The 17749-nt window shown below is 49.7% G+C and carries 12 protein-coding genes; 7 read left to right on the top strand and 5 right to left on the bottom strand.

What is annotated here, in order from left to right; translation table 11 throughout:
• Window positions 1-2: 2 nt before the first annotated feature.
• Together DPQ22_RS06845 and pgsA are read right to left on the bottom strand one after the other, a co-directional pair.
• On the bottom strand, window positions 3-905 hold the full coding sequence (locus DPQ22_RS06845) for an META domain-containing protein (RefSeq protein WP_150214439.1): 903 nt from the start codon (window positions 903-905) through the stop codon (window positions 3-5).
• Between the two features lie 34 nt (window positions 906-939).
• Complete coding sequence (gene pgsA, locus DPQ22_RS06840; protein ID WP_150214437.1) at window positions 940-1512, bottom strand: CDP-diacylglycerol--glycerol-3-phosphate 3-phosphatidyltransferase; 573 nt, start codon at window positions 1510-1512, stop codon at window positions 940-942.
• Here pgsA and DPQ22_RS08930 point away from each other — a divergent pair.
• Window positions 1501-1659: a hypothetical protein gene (locus tag DPQ22_RS08930; protein WP_190323175.1), complete on the top strand. Its 159-nt coding sequence runs from the start codon at window positions 1501-1503 to the stop codon at window positions 1657-1659. The genes pgsA and DPQ22_RS08930 overlap by 12 nt on opposite strands.
• 68 nt (window positions 1660-1727) lie before the next feature.
• Here DPQ22_RS08930 and uvrC read toward each other — a convergent pair whose 3' ends face one another.
• A complete protein-coding gene (gene uvrC / locus DPQ22_RS06835; protein WP_150214821.1) occupies window positions 1728-3701 on the bottom strand; it encodes an excinuclease ABC subunit UvrC in 1974 nt (657 codons plus the stop codon).
• A 682-nt stretch (window positions 3702-4383) separates the two neighbouring features.
• Here uvrC and DPQ22_RS06830 point away from each other — a divergent pair.
• From DPQ22_RS06830 to DPQ22_RS08925, 5 genes are all read left to right on the top strand, one after another.
• Window positions 4384-5544 carry an alpha-hydroxy-acid oxidizing protein gene (locus tag DPQ22_RS06830; protein ID WP_150214435.1) on the top strand — a complete coding sequence of 387 codons (1161 nt, stop codon included), beginning with the start codon at window positions 4384-4386 and terminating at the stop codon, window positions 5542-5544.
• Window positions 5545-5630: 86 nt separating this feature from the next.
• Window positions 5631-7067, top strand: coding sequence for a c-type cytochrome (locus tag DPQ22_RS06825; protein ID WP_190323174.1), 1437 nt, complete (start codon window positions 5631-5633; stop codon window positions 7065-7067).
• An 11-nt stretch (window positions 7068-7078) separates the two neighbouring features.
• Entirely contained in the window at window positions 7079-7453 is a 375-nt protein-coding gene (locus tag DPQ22_RS06820) for a c-type cytochrome (protein ID WP_190323173.1), read from the top strand.
• Complete coding sequence (locus DPQ22_RS06815) at window positions 7450-8955, top strand: FAD-binding oxidoreductase (protein ID WP_150214428.1); 1506 nt, start codon at window positions 7450-7452, stop codon at window positions 8953-8955. The genes DPQ22_RS06820 and DPQ22_RS06815 overlap by 4 nt, the downstream gene beginning before the upstream one ends.
• Before the next feature lie 499 nt (window positions 8956-9454).
• Window positions 9455-9631: a hypothetical protein gene (locus DPQ22_RS08925; protein WP_190323172.1), complete on the top strand. Its 177-nt coding sequence runs from the start codon at window positions 9455-9457 to the stop codon at window positions 9629-9631.
• Window positions 9632-10686: 1055 nt separating this feature from the next.
• Here DPQ22_RS08925 and DPQ22_RS06810 read toward each other — a convergent pair.
• Window positions 10687-16434 carry a hypothetical protein gene (locus tag DPQ22_RS06810; RefSeq protein ID WP_150214426.1) on the bottom strand — a complete coding sequence of 1916 codons (5748 nt, stop codon included), beginning with the start codon at window positions 16432-16434 and terminating at the stop codon, window positions 10687-10689.
• Window positions 16435-16659: 225 nt separating this feature from the next.
• On the opposite strand from DPQ22_RS06810, the gene DPQ22_RS06805 reads away from it, so the two are divergent.
• Complete coding sequence (locus tag DPQ22_RS06805; protein WP_150214424.1) at window positions 16660-16971, top strand: 2Fe-2S iron-sulfur cluster-binding protein; 312 nt, start codon at window positions 16660-16662, stop codon at window positions 16969-16971.
• A 77-nt stretch (window positions 16972-17048) separates the two neighbouring features.
• Here the strand turns inward: DPQ22_RS06805 and DPQ22_RS06800 are convergent, their stop codons facing one another.
• Window positions 17049-17708: a DUF922 domain-containing protein gene (locus DPQ22_RS06800; protein ID WP_150214422.1), complete on the bottom strand. Its 660-nt coding sequence runs from the start codon at window positions 17706-17708 to the stop codon at window positions 17049-17051.
• Between the last annotated feature and the right edge of the window lie 41 nt (window positions 17709-17749).

The raw sequence follows: 17749 nt of genomic DNA, 5'->3' as shown, positions 1-17749 counted from the left end.
ATTTAATGCAGAGTAAAGCGGGCGAGGGGGCGCTGCGCTTCATCAAGTAAATAAAACGCGCCTGTTTGGTCAAATTTATAGCCGCGCACTTTGTCCATAGCGGCGATAAAATCAGCCTCCTGCCGGGCAATATCAGGGGCGCAAGCAATAAAAGTGGCGGTGAGCGGTGAAAAGCGCAGCATTTTATTGGTCTCATCAATGACGGCGCTGCCCATATAGCGGTTACAACCGCCGGATCCGCTGACAGGGTAGCGTTTGACATTTTCTGCCGGATCAGTTCTGGCAGTCGTATCAATATAAAGACTGATTTCCGAACTGGCCTCAACCGTTTTGCCCAAAAGGATTTCTGCCAGCCAGTTTTGGCCGATAAAGCTGCCTGTATCGGCCTTATCACCGCTGCCATTATCCAGTTTTTCCAGGCGCATAATATAGGCGGCACGGTTGCGATCAACCGGCAGAGGCGCCGTATTGACAAATAATAAAGTATCGCCGCCACTGATTTTTGCCTGCAGGCTATAAGATTTTTGTGCGTCAAGCGCGCTTAAGGCAACAGGCAATTTCCAGTCAAGCGGCGAACGGCCAAGTAATTGCTGCCGGGTTTCGGCTATGATAACGGCACTTTGCTGCCCGGCAGGGTCATCTGCTGTCAGCTTGACATCAAGAACAGCCTGCGGGGTCAAAGCGCTGCGCGCATCATAAATAACCTGGCCGTGAATCTGTTCAGATAAAGCAGCGGCGGGCTGTTTTTCCGCCGGTTTTATCTTTATCCCGGCCGCAGCGCTGTTTTGAGCCGGACTCTGTCTATCGGCAAAAAAGCCTTTATGCTGCATATAATAAAATATATTGGCTGCCGTAAGAATAATCAGACAGGCAAACAGCATAATTCTTACAAAATTTTTATACATCAACAAATACCTGATTACAGTTTACCATCTGCCCTCAGTTAATAACATGCTTCAGCCCGGCGCGAAAATAATCCCAGCCGGTTATCAGGGTTAAAATAGCGGCAATCCATAGCAAAATGCAACCTGTATCAGTGAGATGGGCATTCCCCGCCGGGCCGATAAGCAGCAGGCTGAGCGCCGCCAGCTGCAAGGCGGTTTTCCATTTCGCCAGACGGGAAACGGGAACGCTGACTTTAAGCTCGGCCAAATATTCCCGCAGGCCCGAAACCAGAATTTCACGGCATAAAATAATTATGGCGGCCCATAAGGTCCAGCCGGCGATTGTGCCGTCTGCCGCCAGCAGCAATAAGCAGGCCGAAACCAGCAATTTATCGGCAATCGGATCAAGCATACGGCCGAAATCGGAAGTCTGGTGCCAGATACGCGCCAGATAGCCGTCAAAAAAATCACTGACGCTGGCAATAAAAAAAATAGCAAAAGCCCACCAGCGGGCAGCAAAGCTGGAGCTGAAATGGCCGTTGACAAAAAAACACAGAACCAGCAAAGGCACAGCCAGAATACGCCCATAGGTCAAAATATTGGGAAGCGATAATTTATGTTGTTTCATGCTGTTATTCTGCCAAATGTCAAAAGAAAATACAAAGCCGGTTTTGCCCCGGATTTACCGGAATACGCTTTTACCATTAACGCACAGCGGCTGCACCGCCCATTGCCGGAGCTGCCTTTCCGTGAGATTTTACAGCAGAATCTTTAGCAGAATTTGCCGGTTTCGCGCGCCATATTATCCTGTTTTCCTTCTTTTATACAAGTATGAAGAAAATCTTATTCGTTAAAATAGGCATAAACTGTTTGCGCTACAGATTGAGAAATGCCCTTGACCTGTAGCAAATCTTCAATCGCGGCGCGCGCTACTGCCCTGGCCGTGCCGAAATGCTTTAGCAGCGCTCTTTTGCGCGCGGCGCCTATGCCCTCAATATCATCAAGCGGGCTTTTTATCATATCTTTTTTGCGGCGTATCCGATGCGAGCCAATGGCAAAACGATGTGCTTCATCGCGCAAACGCTGGATAAAATATAGAACAGGATCCCGCGGCGGCAATGAAAACTCAGGCCGCCCCTTCATAAAAAAGCGTTCGCGCCCGGCATTGCGATCAACCCCTTTGGCAATGCCGATAATGGTCACCAAATGGGCAATTTGCAATTCTTCCAAAACCTGACGGACAATTTTTGTTTGCCCTGAGCCGCCGTCAATCAGCAAAATATCCGGCCAGGCAGGAAAATCCTCTTTATCCTCTTCTGTTTTTGCATGCTCTGCCTGTTCCGCTTTTGCATGCTCTGCCGGCGGCAATTTTTGCTCTTTTATCAGGCGGGAAAAACGCCGTTCCATCACTTCGCGCATCATGGCATAATCATCGCCCGGGGTAAGGGTAGTGGAGCGAATATTAAATTTACGATACTGGTTTTTGATAAAACCGTCTTTGCCGGCAACAATCATGGCGCCGACAGCATTTGTCCCCATAATATGAGAATTATCATAAACCTCTATTCGCTGCGGCACGGAATTAAGGTTAAATATTGTTGCAAAAGCCTGCAAAAGCCGGGTTTGTGACGCTGTCTGCGCCAGTTTGCGCTCCAAAGCTTCGCGCGCATTGGCCTCGGCATATGTTACCAGCTCTTTTTTTTCACCGCGCTGCGGCACAATAATATAAGTCTTACGATTATTCTTCAGCGATAAAGCTGCTTCCAGCACATTATGGTCTTCTGCGGCATGGGATAATAAAATAAGGCGCGGAATCGGCTTATTATTATAAAACTGCATTAAAAAAGCTGTCAAAATTTCACCGGCAGCCATATCGGCGGCAGCAGCAGGAAAATAAGCGTGATTACCCCAATTCTGGCCGCTGCGGAAGAAAAATACCTGCACTGATGTCAGCCCGCCTTTTTGATAAAGGGCAAAAACATCTGCTTCTTCAGTATGTTGCAAGTGAATACCCTGATAGGCCTGCACCTGCGCCAGCGCCGCCAGCCTGTCGCGATAAGCGGCCGCCTGTTCAAAATCCATAGCGTCTGAGGCCTGCATCATCACATGCGCTATATTGTCTTTAACCGCATTACTCTTGCCCGACAGAAATTTTTTGGCCTGATCTGTGAGATTGAGATAATCCTGCCGGCTGATAAGCCCGGTGCAGGGGGCAGAACAGCGTTTTATTTGATAGAGCAAACAGGGGCGGGTGCGCAATTCAAACACATTATCAGTGCAACTGCGCAATAAAAATGCGCGCTGCAGGCTGGAAATTGTGCGATTTACTGCCCCGGCGGCGGCAAAAGGGCCGAAATATTCTCCTTTTTTAGTGCGCGCCCCTCTATGTTTAAACAGGCCCGGTGCCCATATATTGCCGCCGATAAAAATATAGGGAAAAGATTTGTCATCGCGTAGCAAAACATTAAAGCGCGGCGCCAAATGCTTGATAAGATTGGCCTCCAGCAATAATGCCTCTGTCTCTGAGCGCGTAACGATAAATTCCATATTGGCGGTTAAATGAATCATGCGCGCAATGCGGGCGGTATTTTTTTCCGGCCTGGTATAATTGGCCACTCGTTTTCGCAAATTGCGCGCTTTGCCGACATAAAGCACATCGCCTTTTGTGTTCAGCATACGATAAACGCCCGGTTTATTCGGCAGATTTTTTAATAAAGCGGCAATCAAAGCAACACCGCGCAACTCAGCCTTATCGCTTTTACCGGCAGCCTCATTATTCTCCGGCAGAGTGGAAAAAGCGGCCTTTTCCCACGCCATAGCGGCCGCTACAGCCAATTTGCCCTGCACAATGGGTCGGTCGTCCTGCCTACTGGCTGCTGCCGTTCTATGCGGCATAATTAAAGGCGATTTATCATTTTCACGCTGCATTATCGTAATCCGATATTATTGTGCTTTTATCATTATTGCAGTCAAAAAGACGCGGGGCGCGCGCGCTGCCGCCGGCTGTGACATTGCCCCTGTTCCGGCGTTATCGGGGCTGAATATAGCAGATAATTTTGCCAAATTCCGCAAATTTCGGCATAAAGGGCAAAAGCAAAGTTTCGCCGGATTCGGCATGATCAGTCGGCTCAGGCCTGAAAAAATGGCCGCTTCTGTTCTGATGTTCTTTTTTGATTTCCGGCTCTTGCAATTTTACCCTTAACAGGGTATCATATTACTGTCCCAACTGGGAAGCTATTTCCGGGTTTATTTTGTAGTCTCACGCTCTTTCGGTTTGATGTTTTCGGGACAGAAACCCTCGCCGGGCGGTGCGGAGGTGATGTCGGGATTATATTTCTTACCGAATTGCTGAAATCGGTATTCATTGGTTCGTTTAATGAATTCCTCAATATTTGGGCGGCTGTTTATTAAGGAGTATTTCATGAGAAGCAAAAGATACGAACTTTCTATGGCCGCTTATAGAGCGGGCGAGGCGGGTTTTATCCGCAGGGTGGTATGAATGTCATCTAAGCCGCTAGATGTGTTTGATTATCGCAAATTGGCACGGCGACGTCTGCCGCATATAATATTCGACTTTCTTGAAGGCGGGGTCGATGACGAAAAGGGGCTGGCGCATAATAGAGCGGTTTTTGAGCGGCTGTTTTTTAGCCCGCATCGTTTCACCAATATTAGCAAGCGTGATATTTCTATCAAATTATTTGGTCGCAAGCAAGCCGCGCCTATCCTGATTGCCCCGACCGGAATGAACGGGGTGCTCTGGCACAATGGCGATATTGCCCTGGCGCAGGCTGCCGAGCAGGCGGGGATACCTTTTTTGTTGTCGACGGCTTCGAGTAGTTCTATTGAGGAAGTAGCCGGGCGAACCAAAGGCGATAAATGGTTTCAGCTTTATGTGATGAGTCGCGCTATTGCTGAGAAACTGGTCGCGCGTGCTTTGGCGGCGGGGTATTCTCGATTAGTGCTGACCACTGATGTGGCAGTTAACGGCAATCGTGAGCGCGATGCGCGCAATAATTTTGGTCTGCCGGTAAAATACACTCCCAGCCTGCTGCTCGATGGCATTAAACACCCGGCCTGGAGTATGGGCTTCCTCATTCACGGTATGCCGACTCTGGGTAATTTTGTTAGCGCCGATGCCCATGATACGCAAAGCCAGGCGGCCGTAATGAGCCGGCAGATGGACGCTACCTTTGATTGGAAAGCGCTGCGTTGGTTGCGCAAATTATGGCCGCGTGAATTGCTGGTTAAAGGTATATTGCGTGCCGAAGATGCGGTGCGGGCTATTGGTGAAGGTGCCGATGGCGTGATTTTGTCCAATCATACCGGCCGTCAGAATGATTTTGCTATTTCGCCTATGCAGGTATTGGCCGAGACTCGCAGCAAAATTTCCCAGCCTATTTTGATTGATAGCGGTTTTCGGCGCGGATCCGACATAGTCAAAGCCTTGGCATTGGGAGCTGATGCTGTGCTGATCGGTCATGCCGTGCTCTATGGATTAGCTGCTCGAGGTCGGGCCGGCGCGGCAGATGTGCTGCAGATTCTTTGCCGGGAAATTGACAATATTCTGGCCCAGATCGGCTGCACCTCGATTGCCGATCTTTCTCCGGATTATCTGCGCGAAGATAGTCGGTCATTATTATTGCCTGATACTGCGCGATGACCTGTAGCTTAAATATCGCTGTGACGATCTGCTTTTCATAATTATGAGGCAGTATATCCGGTTACCCTGCAATGCAAGGCGATGGCATGAAAGATAAGACAGTGCTTGCAAAACGAGAGTATAAATCTCGCAAAAAGCGTGTAAATAAAGGGCATAGTGCGCCTGAAAAGCGTGCAAATGGGGGGCATCATTCCCCCAAACGGCATTGGCTGATCCGGCTCGTGATTCTGGGTCTGTTCCTGGTGGGATTAGCCTGGGGGTTGACCTTGATTGCGCCGCTGCCCGGTGGCGATAAGGCAGCTCAGGTGGAAATCGCTTTTACTCCGCAAAATATTCAGCGCGGTGCCTATTTGGCGCGGATCGGCGATTGTGTGGCCTGTCACAGCAAGCCCGGCGAGCCTATGTTCTCCGGCGGTGAGGCGCTAAACTCACCGATTGGCGGTATGGTTCCGTCTAATATCACGCCTGATCCGCAATATGGCATAGGCCAATATAGCTATGCCGAATTTTCCCGCGCGGTGCGTTACGGTGTTGCCCGCAATGGTTCGACGCTGTATCCCGCAATGCCGTGGCCCTCATATGGCAGTATTACTGAGGCCGATATGCAGGCGCTCTATGCCTATTTCATGAAAGGGGTTCAGCCGGTAGCGCGCGCGGCCGATGCCAATACAATCCCCTGGCCGCTCTCAATACGCTGGCCGGTTACCTATTGGCGCTGGCTGTTTGGGCCTAAAGTGCCGACTCCGCCAATGAACCCGCCTGAAGAAAACATTGCTCTTGGTGCTTATTATGTCAATGGTCTGGGGCATTGCGGCGCCTGTCATACGCCACGCACCCTGTTTATGAATGAGGCGGCGATCAATGAGCATGACGGCAGGCATGGCGATTTATATTTGTCCGGCGGTCAGGTGATTGACGGTTATGCCACGCCGAATTTGCGCAGCGACCCCTCTACCGGCCTGGGTCGGCTTAAGAGCCAGGATATTGCCCAATTACTCAAAAAAGGCCATTATAACGGTCTGGCGACTTTTGGGCCTATGTCGGAAGTGATCACTAATTCCACCCAATATATGACGGATAGTGATCTGCTGGCCATGGCAGATTATCTCAAGACTTTGCCGCCGAGAAATCCGCATGAGCAGCCGGGTTATTATGATGCCGGCAGCACCTTCGAGCAGCTCCAGGGCAAGCCGGCTACAGCAGGTGCGCAGCTCTATAAGGATCGCTGTTCGGCCTGTCACATGGATAATGGTTTTGGCCGCCGCAATGAATTTCCGGCGCTGGCACAGAATCCGGCAAGTTTGAATCCCAATCCTTCCGCCCTGATTCAGATAGTCCTGAAAGGCGGCATTCAAGCCCGGACAGAGCAAACGAAACAGCGTTATTTCATGCCGGCTTTCACCGCGCTGTCTGACCAGGAAATCGCCGATATTTTGACCTTTGTCCGTTCTTCATGGGGCAATGCTGCTTCGCCGGTAACCGCCGGCCAGGTTTCTGCCGCCCGGAAGAACCTCTCGAAATAAGGATAGAGATTATGCCGCGTAATAAATTTTCTTCCATGGCAATCAAGCCTGCTCATTTGTGGTGCAGTCTGTTTCTATCCCTGTTTGCTGCTTCATCTGTCACTCAAGCGGCTGAACCAGGCCCGGACAGGCCCAGGGATTTGTCCGGTCTGGTCGGTCAGTGCATGACCTGCCATGGCCCTGCCGGCGTGGCAGAAAATCCTCAATGGCCGGTTATCGCCGGTCAAAACGAACTTTATTTGGGGAAGGCGTTGCGTGATTTTCGCAGCGGCCGCCGCCAGGACGGCATGATGAAACTGATGACCGAACAATTAACAGATCGGGATATTAGCGAACTTGCCCATTATTTCAGCCAGATCAAGCCGCGTGGGGGATTGCATCAATGAAGCCTTCTGATACGACTTCGCGCCGCCGCTTTTTGCAGTTGTTTAGCAGTTTGGCTGTAGCTGCAAGCGGTCTATTGCGTTCAGGGGCCGCTCAGGCGGCCGGCAGCGTTGGAACCGCCGGCGGGAATTTATCGGATATTCCTGAATTAAAGGCTTTTAAAGGCGTTGTCGTGACCCAGAAAAACCCTCTCTACAAAGACTGGTTCTGGGGCATGACCTGGTATAAGAACAAGCCCAGGCGCTATCCCAAATTGATTGTCCAGCCGTTAGATGAAGCTGATGTGCGCCTTGCTGTGAATTATGCCAATCAGGCCAATCTGCGAATCACCATGCGCAGCTCGGGGCATAATATTACGGCCGCGCCCTTGCGTGATGGTGTGCTCACTATTGATATGTCAAAATTTACTGGAATCAGTATTGACCCCAGGCAGAAAACCGTCTGGGCGGGGCCGGGCGTATTTAGCGAGCAACTCAATGCGGCACTGGCCGAACATGGTCTGGCTTTTCCCTCGGCCCATACTGGTTTCGTCACTATTGGCGGCTATTTATTGGGCGGCGGTATGGGGTGGAACATGCCTGCCTGGGGAATGGCTAATAATTCCGTGCTGGCGCTGGAGGTTATTTTGGCCGACGGCCGCAAAGTGCTTGCCTCAGCAAACGAAAACCCTGATCTGTATTGGGCCGCGCGCGGTATTGGGCCGGCTTTTTTCGGGGTGATTCTGCGCTATCACCTACAGGCTCATAATAGCCCGCAAATTGTTCAGAATATCTATTATGTGCCGGCCGATAAAGTGGAAGAGGGGGCGGCTGAACTGGTGCGTCTGGCTCCGGCCAGCCGTAACCGCACAGAAATTCTGGGTTCCATGGGGCTATTCTCAATGCCCGGTACACCCGAGGACGAAAAGAAGTGGCATTGGGTATTGATGCTTTACTCTTATGCCGCTACCAGGCAGGAAGCGTTGGAGGCTGCGGCAGTATTTAATGAAAGCGAATTCCTGAAGAGGGAAGCCTTTCAGTTTTCTCGTAACAAGCCGCTCAACTATATGGAATTATATGCGCAGCTTGGCGATACGGACGCTTATAGTATTCTGCGCTCAACTGAAATTGCTTTCTTTACCGATAATCCCGGCCGTTGTTTACGCAAAACCATTGACGCGCTCAATACCAGCAATCCTTTGTCCTTTGGCTTCTCGGTTATTGCCTGTAATCCCACAGTAGAAGGCTCAGCCTGCTATACTTATGGGGCGCCGAATTATATTGCCTGGTATCTTGTCAGTGAAACGGCAGAGGAAGTGGAGGCTAATAAGGCTTTGGCCGTCAGGCTGCATGAAGATCTCAAGCCCGATATCAAGACTTATTACATGAATGAAGTCGATTTTGATCTGTTCCCGGAGGCTCCCCAAAAATCTTTCTCGCCTGAGAAATGGCAGAAATTACAGGCCGTGCGCCGCCGATACGACCCGCATAACCGCTTTATGTCTTATGTCGGCATGGATAGTTAAATAATATTCCCAGACATAGTCTGCACAATGGGTCGGTTTGTCATCAGTATTGAGGATTGTCCATTGATAAAGCCTATTGCCGCGCCTTTGTATTTACGGTAAACATATTGTCTCAAATGTTGATATTGGTAAAGGCCGGGGTTGTGCCGGGTGCTATCAGAGCGCTAGCGATAATTTATCGACAATAAGCGGTAGGCGAGCACACGCTGTCACATGCCTGGCGCAGCGAAGGAAAAGGCCGCTATACTGAATCGGATTCAATGGGCAGCCGACATAACAGGCCGTAGACCGGGTCATGCTATACTGAAGCCTTTCCCGGCATGGGTGGCGTCTTTCTGCGGCGACGCTTTAAACCAAAGGCTGAGATAGGGAATGACATCAGCGATAATGTCGTAACACTATTCCGCGTTTTACCGCGGCATTACCCTTGGTTTCTGGATTTCCTCAAATTCCGCTTAATCTCGCGCTGAATTTGAACGGCTAATAAAAAACCGGCACTTTGACGGATTTAGAGCGCGCCGCCCGCTTTAACATATTACGGCTGGAGGCAAGGCTGGACGCACTCAATGAGCGGCTGGCGGGCGTAACTATTGAACGGTTGCCGTGGCGGTCGTTTATCGAGCGCATGGGCGGTGTGCGCGAGGGAATGCTTTTTTACCTCGACCCGCTATATTGAGGCAATGAAGCAGATTATGGCAAAGCTATATTCTGTCGCGCCGATTTCGCCGAAATGGCAGAGGTTTTGCGAGGGCTTCAAGGCCGCTTTATTTTATCTTTAAACGCAGCGCCGGGCGTGTATGAGACCTGTGCTTCAATGTGGAAGAGGTTGACAGCTTTTATACCATCTCACATACTGGCACAAAAGCTGCAAAAGAGCTGTCTATCAGCAATTAAGCTGCCACTGCCTGCCGTTTCGCTTTAGCTCGTCTATCCACTGGACAGTGGCGCGATGGGCTTCATGCGGCTTTTACCTCGTTCACTGTCCGACCGGAACCGTCCAGGCATGGTCATAATGCAGCTTATATGAGAAAAGGCATAGTATTATGGCTGATATAATTGAAAATGCCGGCGTCTTTGCTCTGAAAGACGGAATTAACGGGGGCACTGGGATAGGCTCTTTGCCGGCGCAGCTTGAGGAGCTGTTTTTTATACGGAAAGAGAAAATAGCCCGGAGAAAATCCACTATATTCCGGACAGGATTGAGATTTTGAAAGCTTGTCTGCATAAGCAAATGGCAAGGCGAAATCAAACCGCCGCCTGATTACGGTATTGATAAGGCAAAAGAGGCGGAACAATCCGCCTCTTTTGTGTCTTGATCTGCCTCAAATATCGTATGAATTTGTCTTAAAAATCGTGCCTTGCTACAGATAGCCGGTATGGCCGGTGCAGTGGAGGAGGAGGCTGCTTTCGGCGAGGCTTTATTGCTCAGCAATTATAGCTGAGATAGATCAGGTAAGCCGCTCTCAGAGGATAAAACCCGCAGCGCAGGCCTTTAATATAGCCGACTGGAAAATGCGTTCAAACCGCAACGATAGCAACGCGATAATAAATCGTAATCAGAATATAGCTAAAAAGATAAATGCGGAAAAGCCGCAATGGCAGGGTGCTCTTACTATTTTTTTACAAAGCACAGCTAATCGGCGAATACAGCCGAACCGCAATTCACCACCCAACACTGACCCGCTAAATGAACAGAGTCTATCAGAAAACAGGCCCAGGCCTCAGCAAAACCTATTGAATACGACCGCTGACATGGGCAAGCATGGTATAAACTTTGCCGGTATCAGAGGTTAAATATTCACGCACCGTGCCATTATTGCCGCCATTGCGCGTAACATCACCCAAAAGATGCTCAAAATCGGTTATATATTGACCGACAGCCCGGCGGAACTCACCGTCAAAGGCGTATTTTTGTTTAATATCTTCAAATACACGATAGCCTTCAGCCGTATACAGGCTGTCGGGGGAAATATTTTGCTGGCCGCGGCGATAATGCTGCCATAATTTGGTAATGCCGTCCCGGTCAATAGCCTGCACAATATCTGCCGACATAGAGTTCAACATTGCGCCGGAGCGTCCGCTTTGTGCCTCTCGCTGGCCGTTTAAACCGGGCGCCGCCGGGTGCGGTGTTTCTTCTTTTGAGGCGCGTGCTAACAAGTCGGAAACCCAGCCGCGTGATTGCGGGTCGCGATTTGCCGCGGCAGCAGCACCATTAACCGCCCGCGCCGCAGTATAAGGAGCCGCCGGATCGCTTTTCCTGAAGCCGTTACTCTCAGCATAGGCCGTATTGGCAGATGTCGTGCCATTTGCACTATAGGCAGGGCGCTGAGCTGCCCGCATTTCCGGTCTTTGGGCGGCAGCCTGTGGCTCTGCTTTCGGCCTGGAGACATCAAACAGCAGGCCGGATTCCTCAACAATACCGGAGAGATCTTTCAAAGCTTCAATCTGATCCATAACGGCCTTGCGCATGGCATCTGTATATTCTTTAGTCTGCATGGGCAGGCCGCGTATACCCCGGCTTAAATCGCCCTGTGTGCGTGCCAGTTCCTCGCGTATTTCACCGGCAGATTTGCGAATATCCTCAGTCGCGCCTTCAAACCGTCCGGCTGCTTCGCTGATGAGGGCCGACAGGCTGGAGCGCAACTCCGCGGTGGAAGACCAGGTTTTATCCTCAATATTTTTGATAACCGTGCTGATAACGCGCTCACAATTATGCATGGCACCGGCAATTTCATCAGATTTGGCGACAAGGCCATTAGCCAGCTTGTCGAGATTTTCCCGGCCGTTTTCCAGTTTTTCTGAAAAGACCGTGTTGGAATTGGCCAGAATATTGGTCGCTTCTGTCAAAAGGCTGGCATGGGCGTTAAATTGCTCAGAAAATTTGGCAATATTTTCCAGAGCATCTTGCGATTGTCCGTTAAAACGCCGCAAATCTTCATTCAGCACATTGCCAGAAGCGGTAAAACTTTCAGATAATTGATGAATATTCTGCCTGAAATCCGAGGTCAGATTGCTCAGTTTTTTATCAACTTCATTAACATTATCATGCAGGCTGCCGACTGTCAGCTGGATAGAACTATTGGAATTTTCCAGTCCTTCCAAAAGACGGCTCACCTGGCCTTCCAATTCAGATTTCGCTGTCTGCACGGCAAAAACAGCCTCTTCCGTATGGCCGGAAAAATTACTGATGAAGTGCTCATTTTCCTGCCGCAGCCTTTCTTCTGCCGCTTGTGTTACTTCATGCAGTTGTTTGCTGAATGTGCCGGTCAAATTAGCCAGGGAATCGCTGGTTCTGGCAGCCGCATTTCTTAATTGCTCGGTGAGGGAATGCAGATTATCGGTTTTTTCAACCAATTCCTGCATTGTATTATGGGTGAGCTCGGTAACGCGCTCGCGAATTGTGTCGACACCGCTGCCGATTTCCGTGCCTATTTTTTGCAGGTTTTCCTTAAAGAGCAGCGATTTATCATTGAGTTTCTGCTCAATTTCGTTTGTTGTCCCCAGCATATGCTCCTGAATGGTTTGCAGGCCGTAATTCAGGCGGCCTTCAACCATTTCAAGATTATTTTGCAAAACTACACCGCGATCGGCAAAAATTTTGTCAGCCTGCTCGGCAGCCTGAAGAACTGAGCCGGAAAGCCTGTTGCCGGCACCGGTAATCACAGAGCCGGCTTTTTCTGCCTCATCGTCCAGAGAAACAGCAATATTGGTAAGCCGCGTTTCAATATTGGCCATATCCGTATCCAGCCTGGCTCCGGTATGATTGAGCATATTGCTCATGGCCAGGCCGCGATTTGCCAGTTTTTGATCCATATTATCGGCGGCATCAAAAACCGAACTCAGCAATTTACCGGCAGCGGCAGAAATAATATTTTCCGCTTTATGGGTTTCATCACCAAAATTACTGGAAATATCAGCCAGATGCTCACGCAAAAGCTGTGAAAAGGCCGCAGCATTGTCTTCCATAGTGCCGCGTATATTATCTACCCCGGTTTCCAGCGTTTTCTGGACAGTTTTGGCGCGTTCGTCAATAATAGCGGTTTGCCGCAAAAAAGAATCCGACAAGACAGTGCTGTTATAATCCACGGCATCGCGCAGATCATAAGCGCGCTTATCCAGAATTTCGCTTTGTTTGCTCAGTTTTTCATCAACGGAAGCCAGAGTTTGCGCCAGATTATCCTGCAAATGCAGGGCTCGTTCGGAAATAATCGTGCCGTGATTATCAAGCAAGGTTTCAATAGAGCTCCGGCCACTGGCAAAAGCGGCCGCAAGCGCGCCGATTTTCCCTTCCAGAGAATCAGCCAGAGCAGCGGAACCGGTGTTGAAAGTCTCTTTCAGGCGCCCGGTCTGCCCTTCCAGTCTTTCCAGATGAGTCAGGAATATAGCCTTTAAATCCGCATCGCCGGCCGCAACCGAATCGCCAAAAGCAGCAACATGACGCTGCATTATTTCGGCAAAAGCGCCGTCACTATTGGCCACAAGCTGACGAATAGCGGCAATGCGCTCTTCCAGCACGGCAGCCTGCTCACCCAGCACGGCATTCAGCTCTTTGCTGTTAAGATTAAGGGAATCCCGCAGCGAATCGGCCCGCATATCAATATTATGCGCCTGTGTCTCAATCAGCTCACGCGTAGCGCCGAAACTGTCTGTCATTGCTTTTTCAAAAGCATTGGTTCTGATATCAATCTGCTGCATATGATGATGCGCCTGGCTGTCAATATCGCTTACCCGCTCCAGCAGATTTTTCTCTATCCCGGCGACATAGGCGGAAAGTCTGGCCATCTGCCCGCTTACCGTATCGATAATGCGGCCGGTCTCGTTTTGCAAAATATTGGAGAGCTTTTCACGCCCTTCAATAAACTGGTAAATAAAACCGCCCGCCCGCTCATCGACAAGTTTGCCGATAGTGGCGCCGACAATTTCCATTTCATGTGACAGGCGCGTTTTGGTTTCGTCAACAATAGAGAGAATATCATTGCGGCCATTGGCCAGGCTTGCCGTAATATCACTGGCGCGCGAGCGGAAAGCTTCATTAACGCGCTCCACATGCATTTCCAGCGCCGTATTCAATTTATCCGTGCTTTGTTCCAGATTTTCTGTTTTGTCAATGAATGAGCGAATAAGCGAAGTGCTTTTATGACTGAGCAGATTATCTACTTCATTGAGCCTTTCTTCAAAATGCTGCACGGCGATTTGCGTAGCGGAATCAAAATCGGCAGAAAGATTTTGCGATTTTTTCTCCAGTTTTTGCACTTGTTCGGCAAAAAGGCCGATAGAGCGGTTGCTCCTGTCAACAAACAAATTATCCAAAGCGTTAAATTTGCCTTCAAAGACTTCTGCCACAGCTTTTGAGCTGACAGTAAGACGCGCGTCCATTTCACCGGCGCGTTGCTCTGCTTTTTGCAGATTTTGCAGAATAGATTCTGTCAAAGCCGCGCTGTTTTTATCGGCCTGTTCGCTAATATAGTGGAATTTTTCTTCCGCCGCGTTTATATGCCTGCCAAAGGCTGCCGCTGCTGTTTGCGAAGCCTCATCAAACAGGGAAGATAAATCCTGCGCCCGATCGCCGAGCCGGTCAATCTGCTCACTGAAATCCGCCAGAGAATGATTGCTGCGATCAATAACAGCATTATCCAGCTCACGAAATTTATCGTCAAATTTGCCTAATACTTTATCGGCCGTAGATTGCAGACGCGTTTCAATATGCTGCGTTCTTTGCTCAATTTCGCCGACACTGCCATTGACGGAATCAATAATTTTATTGCCGCTATCGGCCAGCCGGCCTGAAAATGTTTCAAACCGACCTTCTACTTCCTCCGTGCGCTCGCGGACAATTTTAACAAAATCGTCCATTTTATTGCCCAGCCTCTCAGCCACAGCCTTGCCGGCTGCGTCTGTATGAGCATCAATCTGCGAAAAGCGATTATCCAATTCTTCAAAAAACTGCCCGCGTGAGGCGTCAAAACTCTGCACTGTATCAATAAATTTTTGCGAAAGCTGCCGCGCCACTTCCTCATTGGCATTGTTAAATTCGCCGACCAGCTCGCTCCAGCGGGAATTCAGGGTCTCTGATAAAGCAATAGTAAAAGATTCCGCAGTGGCATTAATATGATCGGCAATAGAGTTAAATTCCTGCGTGAGCTGGTCTTTTGCTCCGGTAATCTTGGCTTTGACATTATCGGCATGGGTCGCCACAGCTTCACGCTCATTTGCCAGTTCGGCAATAAGGGAGCGAATGCGCACTTCATTTTCGCCGTAAGAGCGCTCAAGATTGTTCACTTCGCTTTGCAACAATGCTTCAAGCTCGCTGGCGCGCGACATTGTCCGGTCAATACCGGCGTCCATAGCCGCAACCTCACGGCGAATAGTGTGACCAAGGCTGGCAACGCTGTCTTTTGAACCGGATTCCGGCTCAAGCAGGCGCTGGGCTGCGCCGGTCATGATCTGAACAATTTTTTGCAACTCCCTGGCGCGATGGGCAAGCTGGGCAAAACCCCAAAGCAGCAATACCGGCACTATTGTGCCGGCGGTGACCAGAAAACCCTGCGCTCCGGTAATGAAACCGGCAAAATTACCGCCGCTTTCTGATAAAACTTTGTAAGCAATGCTTATGCCGCCGACAATCCACAAAACACTGATCGCTGCTATTATCCAATAGAGCGGATTTTTTGCCAGCGAATGCCTGAATCCTTTTTTCTCCGGCGGGGAGGGGGGGGTGCCTTGAGAGGAAGAACTGCCGCAATTACCGGACATTCCGCCATTTTGCTCCCGCTGAAAATCTTCAATCGATAGTGCCGATTTTTCACGGAGAATATCAGGAGCCTGAAAATCCTGCTCCTGCAGAAATTTTTCCAGGCTCTCCGCTGTGCCGGCCTGATCGCCGATTGCCGCATTTTCCTGCCCGGCAATGGCAATCACCGCTTTTTGCCCGCCGGCGGCAGAATCCTTATCCGGCTTTTTACTGGATAAGGATTCTGCCTGGCCGATAATAATATAATTTTTCTCTGCCGCAGTTTTATCGCTGTCTCTATCAGCCGCCGCCGCAGGAATTATTTTTTGCGCCCGCTCATTATTTCCTTTATTCAGCTCTTTGGCAGCAGAGGCAATCTGCCGCTCCAGATTTTTCAGGTCAAAAACATCGTCCTGCAAGTCAATATTGTGATTGAATTCCTTATCATCGGGCGACAAATCATCGAAAGAGAAAAAAGCCTCGGGGAAAGACGGTATTTTCCTGCCTTCCGCCAGAGCCGTCTCCACTGCGCCAGACGCGGCAGACACAGTTTTTACCTTTTTTTGCGCTGTAATATCCCGTCCGGCAGAATCATTATCGGCCTTTACGGCCGAAATCACATCATTTCTCGCCGGGAGGAGAATTTTGTCGGCAGAATTGGGAATAGTGTCAAAACCAAAGCCCAGCGCCGCTTCGAGTGCGGCCTCAACTTCAATATCAAACTTTTCTTCTTTGGTTCTGCGTGCCATATTCAATCCCGTTGCCGATAAATGCGTCCTTTACCGGCGCGATATTTCGTGTCATTGAAAAGCTGTATGCGCTGGGAGATCACAAACGAATCCTGATTCTGCCAAGGATTGAGTCTATGGCATAGAAAGACAATAATTCAAGGATAAAATAACCTGAAAATTTAAAAAAATGAATAATATCCATTCTTTGCAGTAATTTATTTCTGAAAAAACAGGAGTTGTTTTATGGTAAAGCTTATCTTTATCCGCTTGCCGGACGGCAAAAAATATGAAATACATGCCAAAAGCGGGCAATCCGTGATGGAGGCGGCCATTGCCGGCCGCATTCCGCGCATTATCGGCGAATGCGGCGGTGCCTGCGCTTGTGGCACGTGTCATGTTTATATTGAAAAAGCGGCGCAAAAAAATCTGCCGGCCGCCTCGGCCATGGAAGAAGATATACTTGCTTTTATTGATAAGGCAAAGCCGACTTCACGACTCGCCTGTCAGATAAATGTGACGGAAAATATGCAGGAACTGACACTTTATCTTCCCTGAATTTCGGCAGTAACTTGCTGTTTTTGCTGCTATATTATGCTTTATAAGGCATTACTGGGGCAGGTGCAAAGCGGGCTCTAGGGGTGGCTGCGCAGCTTTGTCCCGGCCGGCATTTTGTGTTTTTGCCCGGCTTTATGCACCAGGCTGTTCAGGCGTTGTTTGAAACTCCTGCCTTCAATATAGTCAAACCGCATTTGCGCTGAATCGTTTTTTTGCTCAAGGCGTTGCAGGACGGTTTCAGTCTCCTGCTGTAATTGCCGGCAATGACGCCGATAGGGCAAATTGCGCAATTCCTGCTCCATAGCATTGCCGTAATGGCGGGCTATGATAATGTGGTTTTCTTCGTGGCGTTTAATATCACGCAGCAGCATATCCCAAAACAGGGTAACAGCGCTGTCTTTGCTGTCTTGTCGCTGTTGCCATTGCGGCAAATATAATTGTGCCTTAATGCTGATATCAGCCTGCATTACCCGGCAATAAGCGCCTGCTGGCGCCAGTTTTACAGTATGCTGAAAAGAAATAATCGCCGCGGCGGCGTGGTGCCGGCCGGTTTCGGCAATATAAGGCCCGTAGCGATTAAGGGCAGATTGTAATCCGTCTATAGTCTGGGCAGAAATAGTGTAATAATGGTAAGAGAGGCGGACAGTTATTGCTGCCGCAGCACCTTCAAGCGCGCCTGATAGCGCTATTGTAAGGCCAAGCAGCGTGAGAAAGCGTGTAACAGCAGCGCCTGTCATGATAACCTGTAATATTTTGCAATAAACTATCAGGAGGTAAA

The sequence above is a fragment of the Candidatus Tokpelaia sp. genome (assembly GCF_008636115.1).
Classification (GTDB): domain Bacteria; phylum Pseudomonadota; class Alphaproteobacteria; order Rhizobiales; family Rhizobiaceae; genus QLZD01.
The sequence above is the reverse complement of the archived record's forward strand: the minus strand, read 5'-3'. Positions and strand labels throughout refer to the sequence as shown.

What these genes read in the sequence shown, in the direction of transcription:
- DPQ22_RS06805 (WP_150214424.1), top strand. Translation starts at nt 16,660, where the DNA reads ATGGTAAAGCTTATCTTTATCCGCTTGCCGGACGGCAAAAAATATGAA.
- DPQ22_RS06820 (WP_190323173.1), top strand. Translation starts at nt 7,079, where the DNA reads ATGCCGCGTAATAAATTTTCTTCCATGGCAATCAAGCCTGCTCATTTG.
- DPQ22_RS08930 (WP_190323175.1), top strand. Translation starts at nt 1,501, where the DNA reads ATGTTGTTTCATGCTGTTATTCTGCCAAATGTCAAAAGAAAATACAAA.
- DPQ22_RS06810 (WP_150214426.1), bottom strand. Translation starts at nt 16,434, where the DNA reads ATGGCACGCAGAACCAAAGAAGAAAAGTTTGATATTGAAGTTGAGGCC.
- DPQ22_RS06830 (WP_150214435.1), top strand. Translation starts at nt 4,384, where the DNA reads ATGTCATCTAAGCCGCTAGATGTGTTTGATTATCGCAAATTGGCACGG.
- DPQ22_RS06800 (WP_150214422.1), bottom strand. Translation starts at nt 17,708, where the DNA reads ATGACAGGCGCTGCTGTTACACGCTTTCTCACGCTGCTTGGCCTTACA.
- uvrC (WP_150214821.1), bottom strand. Translation starts at nt 3,701, where the DNA reads ATGGCGTGGGAAAAGGCCGCTTTTTCCACTCTGCCGGAGAATAATGAG.
- DPQ22_RS06825 (WP_190323174.1), top strand. Translation starts at nt 5,631, where the DNA reads ATGAAAGATAAGACAGTGCTTGCAAAACGAGAGTATAAATCTCGCAAA.
- DPQ22_RS06815 (WP_150214428.1), top strand. Translation starts at nt 7,450, where the DNA reads ATGAAGCCTTCTGATACGACTTCGCGCCGCCGCTTTTTGCAGTTGTTT.
- pgsA (WP_150214437.1), bottom strand. Translation starts at nt 1,512, where the DNA reads ATGAAACAACATAAATTATCGCTTCCCAATATTTTGACCTATGGGCGT.
- DPQ22_RS06845 (WP_150214439.1), bottom strand. Translation starts at nt 905, where the DNA reads ATGTATAAAAATTTTGTAAGAATTATGCTGTTTGCCTGTCTGATTATT.